This is a genomic window from Candidatus Accumulibacter sp. ACC003 (assembly GCF_907163085.1).
GTDB lineage: Bacteria > Pseudomonadota > Gammaproteobacteria > Burkholderiales > Rhodocyclaceae > Accumulibacter.
Genome location: NZ_CAJQTX010000005.1, coordinates 355,418 through 372,902, shown reverse-complemented (window position 1 = coordinate 372,902; position 17,485 = coordinate 355,418). Strand labels below are relative to the sequence as shown.

The window sequence follows — 17,485 nt, the reverse complement described above, 5'->3', positions numbered from 1 at the left end:
CCCCACACAGTTTGCTCCTGTCATTAGAACGGCCGTTCTGGTTTGATCACCGCTCCGATTTATCACCAGGAGTGGTTATGAACCCGATTGATCCGAAAGCCCTGTTTCGCCTGTCCGTTCTCGGTCCCCTGATCAGCCGCGAGCGGCTGGAACGTGGCGAACTGCAACAGCTCCTCCGGGAGCTGGCCAGCCGCGAGTACGCCATCCCCGGCAGCCGTCGGCGCTATCTGAGCGAGAAGACGATTCAGGCGTGGTACTACGCCTGGCGCCTCCGCCAGCTTGACGGCCTGACGCCCAAGCCACGCGCCGACCGCGGGCAGTCGAAGCTCCCGGCCGCCACCCAGGCGGCCATTCTCGCCGCCAAGCGCGACAACCCGCGGCGCTCGCTGTGCCAGATTCGACAATTGCTCGAAGCCACCGGCACCGTCGCCCGTGGCCGCCTGGCCCGGTCGACCATTCACCGTCTGCTGCAGCAGCACGGCCTGTCACGGATCACCGGCTCGGCCAGCCTGCCCGAGGAGAAACGCAGCTTCGTCGCCGCGACAGCGGGGGCGATCTGGTACGGCGACGTGATGCACGGCCCACGCGTGCCGATCGACGGCAAACTCGCCAAGAGCTATCTCGTATCGCTCTTCGACGACGCCTCCCGGCTACTCACGCACAGCGCCTTCTGCCCCGGAGAAACCGCCCTGGATATCGAAGGCGTGCTCAAGCAGGCGGTGCTCAAACGCGGCATTCCGCTCAAGCTGGTGGTCGATAACGGCGCCGCCTACCGCGCCGAGACGCTGCAAGGGATCTGCGCCCGGCTGGGCATCCACCTGATTCACTGTCGGCCGTACGCGCCCGAGGGCAAAGGGAAGTTGGAGCGCTGGCACCGCCGCTGCCGCGATCAGTTTCTCAGCGAACTCGATGAGCGCCATATCGCCAGCCTGGACGATCTCAATGCTCGCCTGTGGGCCTGGCTTGAACAGGTCTATCACCGCAGCCCGCACGCCGGTCTCGCCGGCATGACGCCGTTGGCGCGTTACCAGCAGGACCTGTCCAGGATTCGTCCGTTGGGGCCGTTGGCGGCAAGCCTCGATGCCCTGTTCCAGCATCGCGTCACGCGACTGGTCAGGAAGGATGGCACGGTATCGTATCAGGGACAACGCTTCGAGGTGCCCTTTGAACTGTCGGGCAAAACGGTGTCTCTGGTGGTCGATCCGCATACCGAGACGGTGATCGGCGTCGAGGACGAGCAAGGGGAATCGATCGGTGCGGCGACGCCACTCGATGCGCTGGCCAATGCCACGCGCCAACGACGCCAGTCTGACCCAGCGGACGCTAGCCCGCCCCAGAAAGGGGCGAGCGGCCCGAATCTGATCGAGCAGATCTATCAGCAGTACTACGACCCCGAAGGAGAGTGAGGTGGACCTTCAGCACTTTGGTTTGCGGCATCCGCCGCTGGGCAAGCAAGCGGCCGAGCTGTGGGATGACGGTACGCTGGGACAGTTGGCCGAGCGCTTTGCGTGGTTGTTGCACTCACCGGGCGTCGGCCTGATCACCGGCGAACCCGGGGTGGGCAAGACGGCGGCCTTGCGCCAATTGACCCGTGGCCTGAATCCGCATCGTTATCAGGTGATCTATCAGGCGGAGACCGACTTTGGTCGGCTGGATATCTATCGCGGTCTGGCACGGGCGCTGGGTGTCGAGCCGGGGTATCGGCGGGCGCAGCTGTGGCGCGATCTGAAGGAGCGGATTCTGCAGTTGGTCGATAGCCGTCAGCTGATGCCGGTGTGGATCATCGATGAGGCGCAGAATCTGCCGCCGGAGTTCTTTCGGGATTTGCCGGCCTTCCTCAACTTCGCCTTCGATACGCGCGATGTGATGGCGGTCTGGTTGATCGGTCATCCAACACTGGCGCAAACGCTGGAGCGGGCGCCTTATGCGGCGCTGGCGGGGCGAATTCAGGTGCGCGTGCAGCTCAAGCCGGTGCTCGAACGCGAGCGCTTCGCGCAGCTGATCCAGCACAGTTTGAAGAGTGCCGGTTGTACCAGTACGCTGCTCAGCGATTCGGGCCTGGAGATCGTGCGCCAGGCGAGCAAGGGCTTGCCGCGGCACGCCGGGCGAATTCTGCGCACGGCGATGCGCCTGGCGGTGCCGCGTGGCCTGAATCATTTGCCCGACGATCTGTTGCAGTTGGCGATCGAGGAATTGCGATGAAGCGCCGCTCTGCCGAGCCGCTATTCCCCGACGGCCTCTCCGATGAAAGCGTGGCCGCGCTCAGCCACTTCCTTCACCAACTCGCCGTCGCTTGCGAAAGCCGCTATGCCGTACAGCTACGCCGCTACCACCAGCGGCAGATGAATCTGTACGACCCCGAAGAGCCTTGGCGGTTGCCGCTGCTGCCGCATCGGTAGGGCCTTCATCCCACGTTGCCGCCGGGATCACTCTTCCGGTTGCAGCATGGGACTCGGCCATCGTTTCAACCTCGAAAAGCTTGGGCCGCGGAGTCTGGATTAGGGCCGGACGTAACACGTGTATCTGAAGGGCTATGCCACGATGGGCGAATTGATGCTTGGCCTGACCGAGTACTTCGCCTTCTACAACACTGAGCGTCCGCACCAGTCGCTGGGCAACACGGCACCCGCCGTCGTCTATCGAAACGGCATAGGTGGCGGGGCGTTGATCCTCGACAAGTTTGGCGGCGCGGGTGGGGCATCGCCTGTTCCGCTACGCTCCACAGGCGATGCCCCACCCGCAAAGGCAAAATCAACGACAGCATCAAAGGCAGAGTCAAAGGCAGAGTCAAAGGCAACACCGGGGCAGCGCCGTCCAGCTGCTAGCGAAGTCAAATGCACAACTTAAACTGGGTTGATATTTGTCTTGACTCAGGGGACCACTTTACACGTCGAAGCCGCTGGCGGCGACGACATTCTTGGGCAGGGTGTAGGTGGTCGCGGGATCGATCAGCGCCAATGACGGCCTGAGGTGCTTCGACGCGATGCCGGTTTTCACCTGCTGCGCGACCAAGTCAAAAATCGTGATGCCGGTACACTCGGACCCGGTGCCGCAGCTTGTGGGACAGGCGATATGCGGCTTGAGCGGGCCGGGTATCGGCCGCCCCTTGCCGATGGGGGCATTGACGTAGTCGAGAAATTCGGCCGGGTAGGTGGCGTAGAGCTTGGCGGCCTTACAGGTGTCGATGACCGATCCGCCCCCCAGCGACAGATAGCCGTCGAACTTGCCTTCGGTGGCGAATCTGGCGGCGGCAAGAAACGATTGATCGGTCGGTTCGACCTTGACCTCGTCGTAGATCACCGCGTCGAGTCCTGCTGCCCGCAAGGAGTCGGCGACCTCGACCAGGCAGGGCAGTGCCCGGATACGCTTGTCGGTAAACAGCGCGACCCGGCTCATGCCCAGAGCTTTGGCGTGTTCTCCCGCTTCCTTGAGCACACCGTGGCCGAAGCTGATGGCGGAAATGTCGACCGAGAAGACGCTTTCGGTGCCTTCGCCCGGCAGGTAGTAGTGGTGACAACAGGACATTTGCCTATCCCCCTGCAATGCCGCTAGCGATTCGCGCCTGGCCTTTCCGTAGCCGGCAGCTTGCTACCGTTCACCTCGGTCGCGGCTGACGCCGGGCGCTCATTGCAGAATACCCAGGAGGTTCGAGAAGCTGTCGGTCCAGGGCGTGAAGCCCGGCCGGGGCGTCAGTTTCTCGGCGCTGCGCAGCGCTTCCGGCAGCTGTGCAGCGCGCTCGGGCGACGCCAGCAGCACCCACACCGAATGGCGGCAGAAGCGATCGCCATCGGGCGGATCGAAGTCAAAGATCAGGGCGCTCATCCCCAACTCGGCAGCGGCCGCGGCGACGACCGGACGCAGGTCGAGGTAGCGGTTGGTGATGTGCAGGGCCAGCAGGCCATCGCTCTTCATATGCCGCTGATACGCCCGCATCGCCTCGAGAGTCAGCAGGTGCGTCGGGATCGAATCGCCGGAAAATGCGTCGATCGCCAGCACGTCAAAATTCTGCGGCGGCTCGCGTTCGAGCATCAGGCGGCCGTCGCCAAGAACCGGAACGATCGTTGCGGCGCTGTCGGCGAGGTAGCTGAATTCGCTGCGCGCCAGGTCGACGACCTGGTCATTGATTTCGTACATCCGCATTTCGTCACCCGCGCGCCCGTAGGCGGCGAGCGTGCCGGTGCCGAGGCCGAGAATGCCGATATGCAGCGGCTTGCCGCCGGCGAGGCTGTGCAGCGCCTGGCCAATTCCCGACTCGTGGCAATAGTAGGCAGTCGGCTGCCGACGGTACTCGGGCGACAGGAATTGCTCGCCGTGATTGACGCGCCCGTGGAACATCTTGCGCTTGACGCCGAGTTCGTCGTCGCTGACGTCGGCGATCCGTACCTGGCCGTAAAAGTTGCGCTGCACCAGCCGATAATCTTCGACGTAGGCGACCGCGATGCCGCCGAGGCGGTAGCCGTAAGCGAGCAGCGCCGCCAGTAACAGCACCCGCCAGCGTGGCTGCAGCTCGCGCCAGAGAACGACGATCACCAGCGCGGCGCACAGGAACAGGCCGATCGGTAGCTCGAAATAGGCGTTGAAAATAACCGGCGCGAGCAGGCCGACGAAGCTGCCGCCGAGCGCACCGCCGATCGATAGCATCAGATAGAACAAGGTCAGGTGGCGAACGGCCGGTCGCCGTCTGACCAGCTCGCCGTGGCAAACCATGCAGAAAACGAACAGCGACAAGCACATCAGCGTGACCAGCATCGGCACGTCCATGCCGCCGTCGAGTACGCGGTCGACAGCGAACAAGGCGACCGGCAGGGCCACCAGGAATCCCGGCCGGTAGTAGTAGCGCGGCGCGTCGAAACAGAGGATGAAGCTCAGCAGGTAGATGCTCAGCGGCAGCACCCACAGGAAGGGCACCGGCGCGACGTCCTGCGTCAGGTGGCGGGTCATCGCCAGCAGCAACAGCGAAGCGGTCATCGCCAGGCCGATCCACAACAGGCACTCGCTCAAGGGCGGACGCGGCACCGTTTCGCTGCGTGCCGGTGTCCGCTCGCGCTGCTCGGCCGGCACCCCTTGCCACGACAAACGCGCGCTGGCCAGACATGCGACGATGAAGAGAACGTAAGCCGCCGACCAGGCCATCGCCTGATCGTGCACCGGAAAGTAAGGCTCGACGAGCACCGGATAGCTGAGCAGGGCAATCATCGACGCCAGGTTCGACAGCGCATACAGACGGTAGGGCATGACGCTGGTGAAGGTCCGCGCATACCAGGCCTGCATCAGCGGCCCGGTGGTCGATAGCAGCAGGTACGGCATGCCGACCGCCGCCGCCAGCACCACCAGCACGTTCCACGTCGGGCTGGAAAAAGCGGCGTCGCGCCAGGCCGGGTTGGCGATCACCGGCAGCGTCGCCGCACTGAGAATCAGCAACACGCAATGGACGATATTCTGGCGTCGCGGCGACAGCAGTTCGTGCAGCAGATGGACGTACAGGTAACCAAGCAGAAGCTCGGCCTGAAAGAAGACCAGGCAGGTACTCCACACCGACGACGAGCCGCCGAACCACGGCAGGATCATCTTGGCGATGATCGGCTGGATCTGGAATAGCAGGAAGGCCGAAAGGAAAACGGTGATGGCAAAGCTCAACATGGGGACTCTCTCTCGACGCGCCGTCGATTGCTGGAGCGTGTGCAGCGCCGCGCGGTGTGGCGGCGCGACGGCTAGCCGTGTTGTTTGCCTGGCCGCTGACCGTTGCCGTTCGACGCAGCTGGAGCGGCCGGAGCGGCGTGCCAGCCGTCGGGCGGCACGACCAGATTGGTCGCCGGCTGCGAATTGAAGTGCGGTGACATGATCTGGACGCCGTAGGTATTGAACTGGTCCTGGATGTTGGCGTGCAGCCCCGAGAGCACGGCGACCCTTTCGAGCGGCTCGTCCATGTGCGCGAAGAGCTCGTATTCGACGTACCAGTCGGCCAGGCCACGTTGATAGACGAAGGGCGTTGGCAGCGGCCGCAAGCCGGGCGTCAGCTCGGCCGCGGCGATCAGCATGGCGTGCACCTGCCGCCATGGCGTGTCGTAGCCGATCGTCACTTTGGTCGATACCAGCGTTCCGCGTTCGCCGGCGAGCCGCGAGAAGTTGCGGATCGGGTTGCTGACCAGCACCGCATTGGGAATCGTCACTTCCTCGTTGCGCATGTTGATGATCTTGGTCGACAGCACGCCGACCTGGCTGACGACGCCAGCGTTGTCGCCGATCTCGACGAAATCGCCGACCGACAGCGCGCGCGCATAGACCAGCACCAAACCGCTCATCAGCTGATTGACGATTCCCGCCGAGCCGAGCGTGAACATGAAGCCGAACATGACCGACAAGCCCTTGAAGGCGTCGCTGTTCGACATCGGAATGAACGGGTAGGCGATGGCGATTCCCAGCCCCCAGACCATGATCGTCACCAGCCGCTGGGTGGCGGCGACGGTGTCGGCATGCAGGCCCGGGGCCTGCACCCGGCCAGCCTTGGCGGCCTTGAAGAAATTGCCGATCGCGTCGTTGGTGGCCTTGGTCATGAACAGGATCACCACCGCTGTGGTCAGCGAGGGCATGGCGCCGATGAAACTGGTGCCGATGGTCTCGAGCAAATTCAGGAGGAAGTCACCGAGCCGTTCGCCGAGCGGCTCGGTGAGCGGGAAGCGCGCGAGGACGTAGGTCAGCCACAGATAGGCGACGCTCAGCCACAGGAATCCCATGAACAGCTGCGATACGCGCTGTACGAGCAACCAGCCTGTGCCGTGCCCAGCGCAGCGTGTTGCCGGCGTCTTCCTTTTCGATGACGCTTTGCAAGCGAGCGATCAGCAGTCGCGTCGCGCGCGCGATCAGCCAGAGCAGCGCGAAGCCGATCACCGTGGCTACCGCCGACAGACCGAATCCCACCAGCAGCACCTTGGGTTGACGTTGTTCGGCGTCCGCCTGCAGCGCCGCGGAGATTTTCTGCTGGGCGCTTTCGGCGACCTGTTCGAGGCTCAGCTTCTCCTGCGGGTCGAGGTCGTTCTCGGAGATGCCGAAGAGAAGTGTGCCGCCGGCGGTCAGGGTGACGGCAGGGACGCCGTCCAGCGTGATCGGCGTGATCTCGACCGGCAGCACCATCTGCGCCGGCGTCAGGTTGTCGATGCGCTCTGCCGAGCGGCGGGCGCGGGCTGCCGGCGAGGCGCCGAGGACGCTCGCGCGAAAGGTGACGATCGGTCGGAAATTATGGTAAAGGATGGCCTCGCCGGTGAGCGGCGGCTCTTCCGCGCTGGCGCCCGCCGCGGCGCTGACGAAGAACAGGCAGCAGGCCAGCCACAGCCAGGACAGCGGTGCGAAGAGCTTGGAGCAGGCGCGAACGGGGTTCATGACGAAATCCAGACGAGGAAAGAGGTAAAAAAGGGGTAGACGCGCGCGATTATACGGGCGGCGGGCCCGCTCATCAGCAGCAAAAAATTTTGCCCCCGCCCGGCGTCCGCGGCCAGGCTAGTGGCAGCGCCCGCCGCCTAGGCCGTACCGCCGACGGTCAGCCCATCGAGGCGCAGTGTCGGCTGGCCGACGCCGACCGGCACGCTCTGCCCTTCCTTGCCACAGGTGCCAACGCCCGGATCGAGACACATGTCGTTGCCGATCATCGACACCTGGTTCATGGCGTCCGGACCACTGCCGATCAGCGTCGCGCCCTTGACCGGAGTGCCGATCTTGCCGTTCTCGATCAGGTAGGCCTCGGACATCGAGAAGACGAACTTGCCATTGGTGATATCGACCTGGCCGCCGCCAAAATTGACCGCGTAAATGCCTTTCTTGACCGACTTGATGATTTCCTCGGCGCTCTTGTCGCCATTCAGCATGGTCGTGTTGGTCATCCGTGGCAGCGGCAAGTGCGCGAAGGACTCGCGCCGCCCGTTGCCGGTTGGCGCGACGCCGCTCAGGCGCGCGTTCAGGCTGTCCTGCATGTAAGCCACCAGGATGCCGTCCTCGATCAGCACCGTACGCTGCGTCGGATTGCCTTCATCGTCGATGTTCAGCGAACCGCGGCGATCGGGAATCGTGCCGTCGTCGATGACCGTGACGCCTTTCGACGCCACGCGGCTACCGATGCGACCGGCGAAGGTCGAACTGCCCTTGCGATTGAAGTCGCCCTCGAGGCCGTGCCCGACCGCCTCGTGCAGCAGGATTCCCGGCCAGCCGGGTCCGAGCACCACGGTCATCGTTCCGGCCGGCGCCGGACGCGCGACGAGATTGGTCAGCGCCTGGTGTACGGCGTCACGCGCGTAACCATGCAGCACGTCGTCGGTAAAACAGCTGTAGTCGGTGCGCCCGCCACCGCCCGCCGATCCCTGCTCGCGCTGCCCGCGTTCTTCGACGATGACGGTCAGCGAAACGCGGACCAGCGGCCGGATGTCGGCGGCCAGCCGACCATCGCTGCCGGCCACCAGAATCACCTCGTATTCACCCGCCAGATGCGCCATCACCTGCGTGACGCGGTGGTCCTCGGCGCGGGCCAGCGCTTCGAGGCGTTCGAGCAGCTTGACCTTGCTGGCGGCGTCGAGTGACGCCAGCGGGTCGTGTGGCACGTACAGGGTGTGCTGGCCAGTGCTTCGCTTCAGCGCCGGCACGCGTTGTTGCTTGCCGGCGGCAGCAATCGCGCGCACCGCGGCGGCGGCGTCACCGAGCGCCTGCACGCTGATATCGTCCGAGTAGGCGAAGGCCGTTTTTTCGCCCGCCACGGCGCGCACGCCGACGCCTTCGTCGATGTTGAAACTGCCGGCCTTGACGATTCCCTCCTCAAGGCTCCAGCCTTCGGAACGGCTGTACTGGAAGTAGAGATCGGCGTAATCGACCTGGTGGGTCATGATTTTGCCAAAGACCCGCGTCAGGTCGGCGACGTCGAGGCCGTATGGCGTGAGCAGGGTTTTCTGCGCCTGCGTGAGTAGCGTTTGCTGTTTTGCGTTCATCAACTTTCCGTTTGTTCTGCGTTACCGTGAAAGTCGCGTTGGCGACTCACGAAGCGCCCTTCGCGCGCGTGCGGGAGAAGGGTCGGGGATGGGGTCATGGCTTTCATGATCAGGGGCGTCTCGATAGTTGCGGAGCGTTTGCTGCTTACATGACGCGGTGCTTGAGCGCCGGCAAACTGGCGCGGACGGTGCTCAGGCGGTCTTGTTCGAGGTCGCCGACGATGATTCCCGGTCCCTTCAGCCGGCGGTCCAGGATCTCGCCCCAGGGGTCGATCAGCATGCTGTTGCCGTGTGTTTCGCGGCCGTTTTCGTGGCGTCCGCCCTGCGCCGCCGCCAGCACATAGCACTGGTTTTCGATGGCCCGTGCGCGCAGCAGGATTTCCCAGTGCGCCCGCCCGGTGGTTTCGGTGAAGGCCGCCGGAACCAGCAACAGCTCTGTGACACCCAGCGCCCGATAAAGCTCCGGGAATCTGAGGTCGTAGCAGATCGACAGGCCAACGCGGCCAAAGGGCGTGCTGAAGGCGACCGGTTGCGCGCCGGCCTGGATCGTCGCGCTCTCGTCGTACGACTCGCTCTCCTGGCGAAAGCCGAAGAGGTGGATCTTGTCATAACGCGCGACGCGTTGTCCCTGCGGATTGTAGGCGAGACTCGAATTGAGCACCTTGTCGCTGCGCTCGGCGCGCAGCGGCAGCGAGCCGCCGATCAGCCAGATGCCGTGCTCGCGGGCACAGTTGGCGAGAAAATCCTGGATCGGTCCAGCACCGTCTTCCTCACGCACGCGCACCTTGTCGGCATCGCTCATGCCCATGATTGCGAAATATTCGGGCAAGACGACCAGTTTGGCACCCTGCGCGACGGCCTCGCCGATGCGCTCTGCGGCGGTCCGCAGGTTGTCGTCGACGCGCGGTGTCGACACCATCTGCACGGCCGCCACCCGCAGGCTGGTCGCTGCTGGCGAATCGCTTGGCCGCTTATTGCTGGGTGGGTTCATGGCTTGCTCCGGTTGCGGGTGTGGTCTGCGGCGTCGCTTCTGCTGCGGGTACTGGCGCCGTCGGCGAGGTCCATGCCGAGCCACTCGAAATTCTCTCGACCGTCGGATCACTCCACTTGCCGGTGATCAGATACTCGAAACTGAACATCTTGTTGAGCGGATTCTGCAGCATCTTGTGCGCCAGCAGCGTCGCCACACCGGCGAGCGGGTTGATTACCGCGACGCCCAGCGCCGCGCTACCACCGAGTTCGGGCTGCACATTGACGTTGAGCCGCTGAGTTTCGTTCTTGAGGTCGGCTTCGCCGCGCATCAGCACGCGTGCGCCGGGGCCATCGATCTGCAGCCGGTCGGTACGCATCAGGCCATCCTTGACGGTCATTTTCCCGTTGATGCTGTCGAAAGCGAAACCTTCGCTGAAGACATCGCCGAAATCAAGCGTGAAGCGACGCGGCAGACCCTGCAAGCTGATCAGGCCGAGCAGCTTGCCGGCGGCGCCGGGGTCGAGCTTGAGGAATTGGCCATTGCTCGCCGCCAACTGCATCTCGCCGCTCAGCGTCGCGTAGTCCAGGCCCTCCGGCGGTCCGCTCCAGGCGAGTTTGCCGAGCATGTTGGCTTTGCCACCGCGTACGGCTCCGGCATAGCCGAGCCGCTCGAGCAGCTTGCCGACGTCACTGCTATCCAGCGCAAAGTCGAGTTGCGTGCGGTTACCCTTGGCGACCTGCCACTGTCCGGTACCGGAAAACCGCGCGGCCGGGTTGAGCAGTTCGATCTTGTCGAGCCGCCAGATGCCGCCGTCGTTGTGTGCTTGCACGTCGAGGCGTCCAAAGCGGCGGACGCCGACGACGAAGTCGTCGACGACGATGTCGAGAGCCGGCAACTCCTGCAGCGCGTCGCCGGGCTGGACAGCTTCGGCGCTCTGCTCGTTCTTTGCCGGCAGTTGCCACTTTTGCAGTCTTGCGGTTAATTTGCCGGCGCCCTCGCCGTCCCAGCGGAAGCCACCGGCCGCTTCTCGCGACAGCAGCTTCGCCCGCCACACCCGATTGACGCCGGCAAGCGTCAGCGTGACGTCGCTGTAGCGCCAGCCCGAGACGACGACTTCGCCGGCCTTGACGTCGACCGCGACGGGCAAGGCGGCGCCAGGCGCTGATTTGGTAGTGCTGTCCTTGCCGCGGTTGGCCAGGGCCTTCCGCCAGTAGTCGACGTCGAGCACCCGCGTGCTGACACCGACATCGATGCCGCTATCGGGCAAGGCCTTCAATGGCCTGCCGATGGCCACTGCAGCGCTCTCGATGGAATGTTCGTCACCCTGTTTGCGCTGGATCAGGTGCAGGCTGAGAACGCGGCCGAGAGTGGCGCGCAGTTGTTCGCGGGTCACCGTCGGCAGCTTGCTCGCGGCTGCCGGAGGTGTCGCCGGCAGCATGATGCGATCGAGGTGCAGAGGCATTTCATCGCTGGCGCTCTTGGCGAACGGTGGCGGCAGCGTTGACGTGACGCCGACCATGTCCGAGTCAAGCGCCAATTCGGCTTGATGGCTCTTGATGTGGATCTCGGCACGATACGCGGCCTCGCCTGCGAGCTTGTCGAGCAGCGGCAAGTCGGCCAGTCCTCGCAGTTCGTCGACTCCCACTCGTCCGTCGACGGTGAGATGGACCTTGCCATCGTCTACGCCACCCGTGATCTTGAGCGGGCCACCAAGCAGCGTCGCCTTGATCGCCGGTATGCGCAGGTCCTTGGCCGAGAACTGCAAGCGGCCGTTGACTTGCTGCAGCGGCGGCAGCGCCGGATCGACGACCACCTCGTTGGCCAGAAAGGCGTAATTGCCGTCGATTTTCGAGTCGCCCAGGCGAGCTTCTTCGAGCGGTATCACCAGCCCTATATCCAGCCGGCCCTTGCCGCTGGCGCTCATCGCGTCGGTAAAGTGATCGATCTGCTCGGCCACCGGGCTGGCGGTGATGAATTTCAGAAACCGTGAAGTCTCTCCTTCGACGCGCCCCTTTATTTTCAGCGTAGACACCGGCGCGTCGAAATCGGGGATTTCGGCGCGCGTCGGCAACAGCCGGGCGCCAAGAATCGAGCCGCGTTGGACATTGATGAGCATGCCGACACCCTCGAACCGAAGATCGGCGTCGAGGTCGGTAATTTCCGGCCAGCCGGTTCCGTAGTCGAGCGTCACGTCCTGGGCCTTGACGGTGACCAGGAACTGGCCCTGCTTGCGGTCGAGGAATGGGAAATTCGCCAGATCGCCCTTGAGTACCAGCCTGGCCTCGCTGGCGGCACCCGATTTCAGGGCGTCGCGAAGCCAATGGCGGGCATCGCGATTGATCGCCGCCGGCATGTAACGCCAGACGGCGCGCGCGTCGGCACGCGTCAGTGCGGCGCTGAGGTCGATGCGTCCCGGCCCTGCCGCGCCATGCTGGTAAGTCCCCTGCGCCGAACCGGCCGCGTCGGGCCCGGCAAATTCGGCGCTCGACAGTTCGGCGTCGAGCACGCCCTGCTTGATCTTCCAGCTGGCGCGCGCCGTCAGCGTGTCGAGGGCAATCGACGACTCGGGAAAGACGCTCGGCAGATCGATGCGCACGTCCTTGGCGGCGAGGTTCGCCGTGCCGCCCTGCTCGTTGGCGTCGATCAGCCCGGAAAGCCCGGAGGCACCCGGAAACGCGCCATTGGCCCGTACCGCCAGTCGCTCGAATTGGCCTTTCAGCGCATAGTCCTGTACGCCCTGGTCGTCGGCGGTCCACTGCGCACGCAGCTGGCTGATGCGGCCACGTGGCGCAAAATCGTCCAACAGTTGGCGCGATCGCGCGTCAACCGGCAGGTACGCGGCCAGGCTGGCCAGCGCGCCGAGTTCCAGAACGCTGGCCGTCGCCTTGCCGTGCAGCGACACGCCATCAGGCTGGCGTTGCCAATCGACGTGGAAATTGGTCGGTTCGACGCGAATTTGTGGCGGTGCATCCGCGCGCCCGGCTTCTGGCGGACGCGTGCTCAGTTCGACGCCTTGCCCATCGATGCTGGCGCCGGCGGTCGACCAGTGGACGCCGACGCGGCCGCTCATCTGCGCCAGTTCGAGCGTTGGTAGGTCCTCTGCCAGGCGCAGGCTGACGTCGTCGAGCGCAAGGTCGGCCGTCAGTTCGTGCAAGTCGCCTTCGGCAACGCCTGCCCAGGCGCGCAGCGCGCCGCGGCCATTCGGCAGCGCGACCGGGTAATCGACCCAGGTGCGCCATGCCGCGAGATCGCTGTAGTCGACCTGGACGAATGCCTGGCCATTCCAGGACGCCAGCTGCTCGAGTTTCCGGCCGCGAAAGTCGCCGCGCAGGTCGATTTTTGCCGCCAGCTCCGGCGGCGGCAAGGCGGTCAGGCCGAAGCGGTGTTGGCGGCCATCGTTGTCGAGGCGAAAATTGACGTCCTCGAGAATCAGCGGCGGTGCCTGGCGTTTGGCGTCTTCCCAGACGACCGTTGCGCCGCTGACGAGAATCCGTTTCTGGGCCAGCACCCAGTCACCGGCATTGCCGTCGCCACCCTGCGGATCGACGGCAATGCCGGCGACGAAGAAGTGGCCGTCGCTGTCGCGACGCAGATGCAGCGTTGGCTCGTCGACCTGCAGCAAAGCGAGGCGCAGCGCCAGGAGCGGGACCGACGACCACGCCAGGACGCCGTGCACGCGCATCAGCGTCAGCGCCGGCTGGCCCTGACGGTCGGCGATGAGCACCTCGGAAAGCGTCAGATGCGGACTGAGCCCGTCCCAGCTGGCGTCAATCCGCCCGATGCTGACCGCCAGCCCGAGATGGCGGCTGAGCTGCTCCTCGATTTCAGGCCGATAGTGATCGATGCTCGGCAATACCAGATAGCGCAGCATCAGGACCAGTAGCACAAAAGCGAAATAGAGCAGCCAGAAGCTGCGGACAGCGATCCGCCTGCCGCTGCCCAGCAGTGGCTGCGCGAGCAGCGGCAGGAGAAAATGGAAGCGGTGGTAGAGCGCTGGGCGCAGTTCTCCCTGACGCATCACGGTCCGCCCCGGTCCGGAGACTTTTGCCAATCGGCGGCTGGCGTCACTAGAATGTCGGGATGGCCGGGTAAATGCCCATCGGCGCCGCTGGCGCGATCTGCTCGGCAATTGCGTCGGGCGGGGCAGCGGCAGCGCTGGTTTTCATGCGGTTTCCAGAAGGAAAGACGAGCGGTCGAAGGGGCGGTCGACCGCGCAGCGAGACGCTGCTGTGGTCAGTTTGAAGCGCCCATTGTAACGGCTTTGCCGCCAGTCAAGTGCCAGCGGCACGGCGTCCACCCAACACCCACGCAACCGGGACAATCATGGATTTAACCGCTCATACGGCCAATTCGCCGACACTGGACGCTCCCTGGCCGACCGCGCAGATGCACAGTCACTACCTGCGCAACGTGCTCGGCGCCCGCCCCGAAATCGCCGACTGGCTGGCTGAACGGCGGGTGCAGGCGCTTGGCGTCGAGGAGATGCGTGCTTTTCTGGCCGGCGAAGCGACCGCTGGCGACGAGGAACTGAAACGCGCGCTGCGCCGACTGCGGCAGCGCTTGATGACGACCCTGATTGTCCGCGACCTCGGCGGCGTCGCGCCCTTGAGCGAAGTCGTCGAAAGCATGACGCTGTTCGCCGAACTCAGCTGCAACTTCGCGCTCGACTTCTGCCATCGCCAGCTCAGTGCGCAATTCGGCGAGCCACTGGACAGTCAGGGGCAGCCGCAGCGCCTGCTGGTGATCGGCATGGGCAAGCTCGGCGGCCGCGAGCTCAACGTCTCTTCGGACGTCGATTTCATCTTCATCTACCCGGAGGAAGGACAGACCGCCGGTGGTGGCGGTCGGCGGATCGATAATTACGATTTTTTTCAGCGGCTCGGCAAGCGGCTGATCGGCGCTCTTGACGATATCACCGAAGACGGGCAGGTGTTCCGCGTCGATATGCGCTTGCGGCCAAACGGCGACTCGGGACCGCTGGTCTGCTCGCTCGACTCGTTCGAAAACTACCTGATCACGCAAGGCCGTGAATGGGAGCGTTACGCGTGGATCAAGGCCAGGGTGCTGAACCAGGGCGTCAATCTGCAGGCCGACTGGGTGCGCGCCCTGCAGGACATCTGCCGCCCCTTCGTTTTTCGCAAGTACCTCGACTTCGGCGCGATCAATGCCATGCGCGACCTGCACGCGCAGATTCGCCGCGAGGTGACACGCAAGGACATGGCCGAGCACATCAAGCTGGGTCCCGGCGGTATTCGCGAAATCGAGTTCATCGCGCAGGTCTTCCAGTTGATTCGTGGCGGTCGCGACTCAGCCCTGCAAGTTCGGCCGACGCTGGCGGTCCTCGCGGTGCTCGCCGAGCGTCGCCTGCTGCCTGCCGAAACCGAGCAGCAACTGGCCGCCGCCTACGGTTTTTTGCGTCGCCTCGAGCACCGCTTGCAGTACGTCAACGACGCCCAGACGCACCGCCTGCCGACCAGCGCGGACGAGCGCCTGCAGATCGCCGGATCAATGGCTTGCAGCGACTGGCCGGCGTTCATGGCGGTTCTCGACGCGCACCGGGCGATCGTTTCGCGCTGCTTTGACGAGGTCTTCTCGGAGCCCGAAGAAGGTAGCCATCCCTTGCTCGGCATCTGGGAGGAAGCGGCCGCCGGCGACGACGCGCTAGAACGGCTGACGACGCTCGGTTTTCGCCAGCCGCAAGCGATTCTCGAACGCCTGCACAGCTTCCGCCAGAGCAGTCGTTACCGGCAGCTGCCGGCGAGCAACCGCGAGCGCCTCGATGCCCTCGGGCCGCGTCTGCTCGAAGCCGCTGCGGCCACCAGCACGCCAGACGCGACCTGGCAGCGCGGCCTCGACTTCATGGAGACGATCAGCCAGCGCGGCGCCTATCTGGCGCTCCTGCAACAGTATCCGCAGGCGCTGACGCAGCTCGCCGAACTGATCGGCAGCTCGTCGTGGGCGGCAGACTACCTGACGCGTCATCCGATTCTCCTCGACGAGCTGCTCGACTCGCGGATCTTCGACGTGTCCACCGATTGGCAGGAATTTCGCGACGAGCTGCAAGCGCGACTGGCGCAGCATCGCGACGACACCGAGCGCGAGATGGATATCCTCCGCGAAACGCACCACGCGCAGGTTCTCCGCTTTCTGGCGCAGGATATCGCCGGCTTGCATACCGTCGAGCATCTCGCCGACCGCCTCAGCCAACTTGCCGACATCATGGTTCAGACGACGATGGACCTCTGCTGGCGGCGCCTGCGCGATCGTCACCCCGATCCCGAGCAAGCGCCGCGCTTCGCGGTGATCGCTTACGGCAAGCTCGGCGGCAAGGAACTGGGCTTCGCTTCCGATCTCGACCTGATCTACCTGCACGACGACCCGCAGGACGGCACCGGCGAACTCTACGCACGCCTGGGCCAGCGCATGAGCACCTGGATGTCGAGCCGGACGTCGGCCGGGATGCTCTTCGAAGTCGACCTGCGACTGCGGCCGAACGGCGACTCGGGAATGCTGGTTTCGCCGATCGCGGCCTTTCGCGATTATCAGCTGCAGAACGCCTGGGTGTGGGAACACCAGGCGCTGACGCGTGCCCGTTTCTGCGCCGGCGACGCGGCCGTCGGCAAGCAGTTCGAGGCGATTCGTATCGAGGTCCTGCGGCAGCCGCGCGAGCTTGCCAAGCTGCGTGAAGAAGTCCTGTCGATGCGCCAGCGGATGTTTGACGAACACGGCTCGCGCAGTGAAGAAATCTTCGACATCAAGCACGATCGCGGCGGCCTGATCGACGTCGAGTTCATCGTCCAGTACCTGATCCTCGGTCACGCACATACGTACGCCCGGCTGTGCGGTAACCTCGGCAACATCGCGCTGCTCGGCATCGCCGCCGAACTCGGCTTGATTGCGGGCGAACTGGCGGCGTCGGCGCAAAGCGCCTACCGCGAGTTCCGCCGCATGCAGCACGTCCTGCGGCTCAACGCCGACCGTCGCGCGCGCGTCGAGCGCGCGACGGTCGCTTGCCAGATCGACGCCGTCGGCGCGCTCTGGCAGGCGGTCTTTGCCGAGCCTTGAGCGGCGTGGACCGCAAGCGACCCGACAAAACCATGTCCGGTGCCACCACGAGGAGAGTGTAGCGATGCCTAAAACGAGCGCTGGTGGGCTGGTCTATGCCACCGATAGTGGCCGCATGTGCCCGACGTGTCGCCAGCCGTTGGCCGCCTGCGCCTGCGTCTGCGCCGCCAGACAGGCGGCGTCGCGTCCTCGGGGTGATGGTGTCGTTCGCGTCGGCCGCGAAAGCAAGGGGCGCGGTGGCAAGACGGTGACCGTGGTGCGTGACGCGGCGCTCAACGCCAGCGAACTCGCGACGCTCGGCAAGTCCTTGAAGAACGCTTGCGGCTCGGGCGGCACTGTCAAGGACGGCGTCATCGAAGTGCAGGGCGATCATTGCCAGCGAGTGATCGATTACCTCACCAAGGCCGGCTTCACCGTCAAGCGCGTCGGCGGCTGAAGCGTGCGGCTGGCGATGAGGTTTGTCGCCGGGCCGCCATTCGTC

12 protein-coding genes and 1 pseudogene are annotated in these 17,485 nt (G+C 64.8%); 6 read left to right on the top strand and 7 right to left on the bottom strand.

Annotated elements, in window-relative coordinates:
* Positions 1-77: 77 nt before the first annotated feature.
* From QZ656_RS11450 to QZ656_RS11435, 4 genes and pseudogenes are all read left to right on the top strand, one after another.
* Positions 78-1,406 (top strand): DDE-type integrase/transposase/recombinase, encoded by a 1,329-nt coding sequence (locus QZ656_RS11450; protein ID WP_291993503.1) that lies wholly within the window; start codon positions 78-80, stop codon positions 1,404-1,406.
* Position 1,407: 1 nt separating this feature from the next.
* A complete protein-coding gene (locus QZ656_RS11445; protein WP_291991886.1) occupies positions 1,408-2,202 on the top strand; it encodes an ATP-binding protein in 795 nt (264 codons plus the stop codon).
* Positions 2,199-2,399 carry a hypothetical protein gene (locus tag QZ656_RS11440; RefSeq protein ID WP_291993502.1) on the top strand — a complete coding sequence of 67 codons (201 nt, stop codon included), beginning with the start codon at positions 2,199-2,201 and terminating at the stop codon, positions 2,397-2,399. Before QZ656_RS11445 ends, QZ656_RS11440 begins: the two co-directional genes overlap by 4 nt.
* A gap of 70 nt (positions 2,400-2,469) precedes the next feature.
* Positions 2,470-2,691 (top strand): annotated as a pseudogene (locus QZ656_RS11435) (integrase core domain-containing protein); the annotation flags it as partial.
* Positions 2,692-2,883: 192 nt separating this feature from the next.
* Here the strand turns inward: QZ656_RS11435 and QZ656_RS11430 are convergent.
* The 7 genes from QZ656_RS11430 to QZ656_RS11400 all read right to left on the bottom strand — a co-directional run bounded on the left by QZ656_RS11430 (position 2,884) and on the right by QZ656_RS11400 (position 13,957).
* Positions 2,884-3,525: an iron-containing alcohol dehydrogenase gene (locus QZ656_RS11430; RefSeq protein ID WP_366522152.1), complete on the bottom strand. Its 642-nt coding sequence runs from the start codon at positions 3,523-3,525 to the stop codon at positions 2,884-2,886.
* Positions 3,526-3,624: 99 nt separating this feature from the next.
* Positions 3,625-5,640, bottom strand: coding sequence for a fused MFS/spermidine synthase (locus QZ656_RS11425; RefSeq protein WP_291993501.1), 2,016 nt, complete (start codon positions 5,638-5,640; stop codon positions 3,625-3,627).
* A 71-nt stretch (positions 5,641-5,711) separates the two neighbouring features.
* Entirely contained in the window at positions 5,712-6,734 is a 1,023-nt protein-coding gene (locus QZ656_RS11420) for a mechanosensitive ion channel domain-containing protein (RefSeq protein WP_291993500.1), read from the bottom strand.
* A complete protein-coding gene (locus QZ656_RS11415; protein ID WP_291993499.1) occupies positions 6,640-7,377 on the bottom strand; it encodes a hypothetical protein in 738 nt (245 codons plus the stop codon). The genes QZ656_RS11420 and QZ656_RS11415 overlap by 95 nt, the downstream gene beginning before the upstream one ends.
* Positions 7,378-7,514: 137 nt before the next feature.
* Entirely contained in the window at positions 7,515-8,966 is a 1,452-nt protein-coding gene (gene tldD / locus QZ656_RS11410; RefSeq protein WP_291993498.1) for a metalloprotease TldD, read from the bottom strand.
* A gap of 145 nt (positions 8,967-9,111) precedes the next feature.
* Positions 9,112-9,957 carry a carbon-nitrogen hydrolase family protein gene (locus tag QZ656_RS11405; protein WP_291993497.1) on the bottom strand — a complete coding sequence of 282 codons (846 nt, stop codon included), beginning with the start codon at positions 9,955-9,957 and terminating at the stop codon, positions 9,112-9,114.
* The gene (locus QZ656_RS11400; protein ID WP_291993496.1) at positions 9,938-13,957 is read right to left on the bottom strand and encodes a YhdP family protein; all 4,020 of its coding nucleotides are present in this window, start codon (positions 13,955-13,957) and stop codon (positions 9,938-9,940) included. Before QZ656_RS11400 ends, QZ656_RS11405 begins: the two co-directional genes overlap by 20 nt.
* 305 nt (positions 13,958-14,262) lie before the next feature.
* On the opposite strand from QZ656_RS11400, the gene glnE reads away from it, so the two are divergent.
* Both glnE and QZ656_RS11390 read left to right on the top strand, forming a co-directional pair.
* Entirely contained in the window at positions 14,263-17,004 is a 2,742-nt protein-coding gene (gene glnE / locus QZ656_RS11395; protein WP_291993495.1) for a bifunctional [glutamate--ammonia ligase]-adenylyl-L-tyrosine phosphorylase/[glutamate--ammonia-ligase] adenylyltransferase, read from the top strand.
* 64 nt (positions 17,005-17,068) lie between these two features.
* Positions 17,069-17,440: a translation initiation factor Sui1 gene (locus tag QZ656_RS11390; protein ID WP_291993494.1), complete on the top strand. Its 372-nt coding sequence runs from the start codon at positions 17,069-17,071 to the stop codon at positions 17,438-17,440.
* The last annotated feature ends 45 nt before the right edge of the window (positions 17,441-17,485 follow it).

Bases quoted from the DNA above. Each gene is read 5' to 3' on its own strand.
- QZ656_RS11450 (WP_291993503.1), top strand. From the start codon at position 78: ATGAACCCGATTGATCCGAAAGCCCTGTTTCGCCTGTCCGTTCTCGGT.
- QZ656_RS11440 (WP_291993502.1), top strand. From the start codon at position 2,199: ATGAAGCGCCGCTCTGCCGAGCCGCTATTCCCCGACGGCCTCTCCGAT.
- QZ656_RS11430 (WP_366522152.1), bottom strand. From the start codon at position 3,525: ATGTCCTGTTGTCACCACTACTACCTGCCGGGCGAAGGCACCGAAAGC.
- QZ656_RS11425 (WP_291993501.1), bottom strand. From the start codon at position 5,640: ATGTTGAGCTTTGCCATCACCGTTTTCCTTTCGGCCTTCCTGCTATTC.
- QZ656_RS11420 (WP_291993500.1), bottom strand. From the start codon at position 6,734: ATGGGATTCCTGTGGCTGAGCGTCGCCTATCTGTGGCTGACCTACGTC.
- QZ656_RS11415 (WP_291993499.1), bottom strand. From the start codon at position 7,377: ATGAACCCCGTTCGCGCCTGCTCCAAGCTCTTCGCACCGCTGTCCTGG.
- tldD (WP_291993498.1), bottom strand. From the start codon at position 8,966: ATGAACGCAAAACAGCAAACGCTACTCACGCAGGCGCAGAAAACCCTG.
- QZ656_RS11405 (WP_291993497.1), bottom strand. From the start codon at position 9,957: ATGAACCCACCCAGCAATAAGCGGCCAAGCGATTCGCCAGCAGCGACC.
- QZ656_RS11400 (WP_291993496.1), bottom strand. From the start codon at position 13,957: ATGCGTCAGGGAGAACTGCGCCCAGCGCTCTACCACCGCTTCCATTTT.
- glnE (WP_291993495.1), top strand. From the start codon at position 14,263: ATGGATTTAACCGCTCATACGGCCAATTCGCCGACACTGGACGCTCCC.
- QZ656_RS11390 (WP_291993494.1), top strand. From the start codon at position 17,069: ATGCCTAAAACGAGCGCTGGTGGGCTGGTCTATGCCACCGATAGTGGC.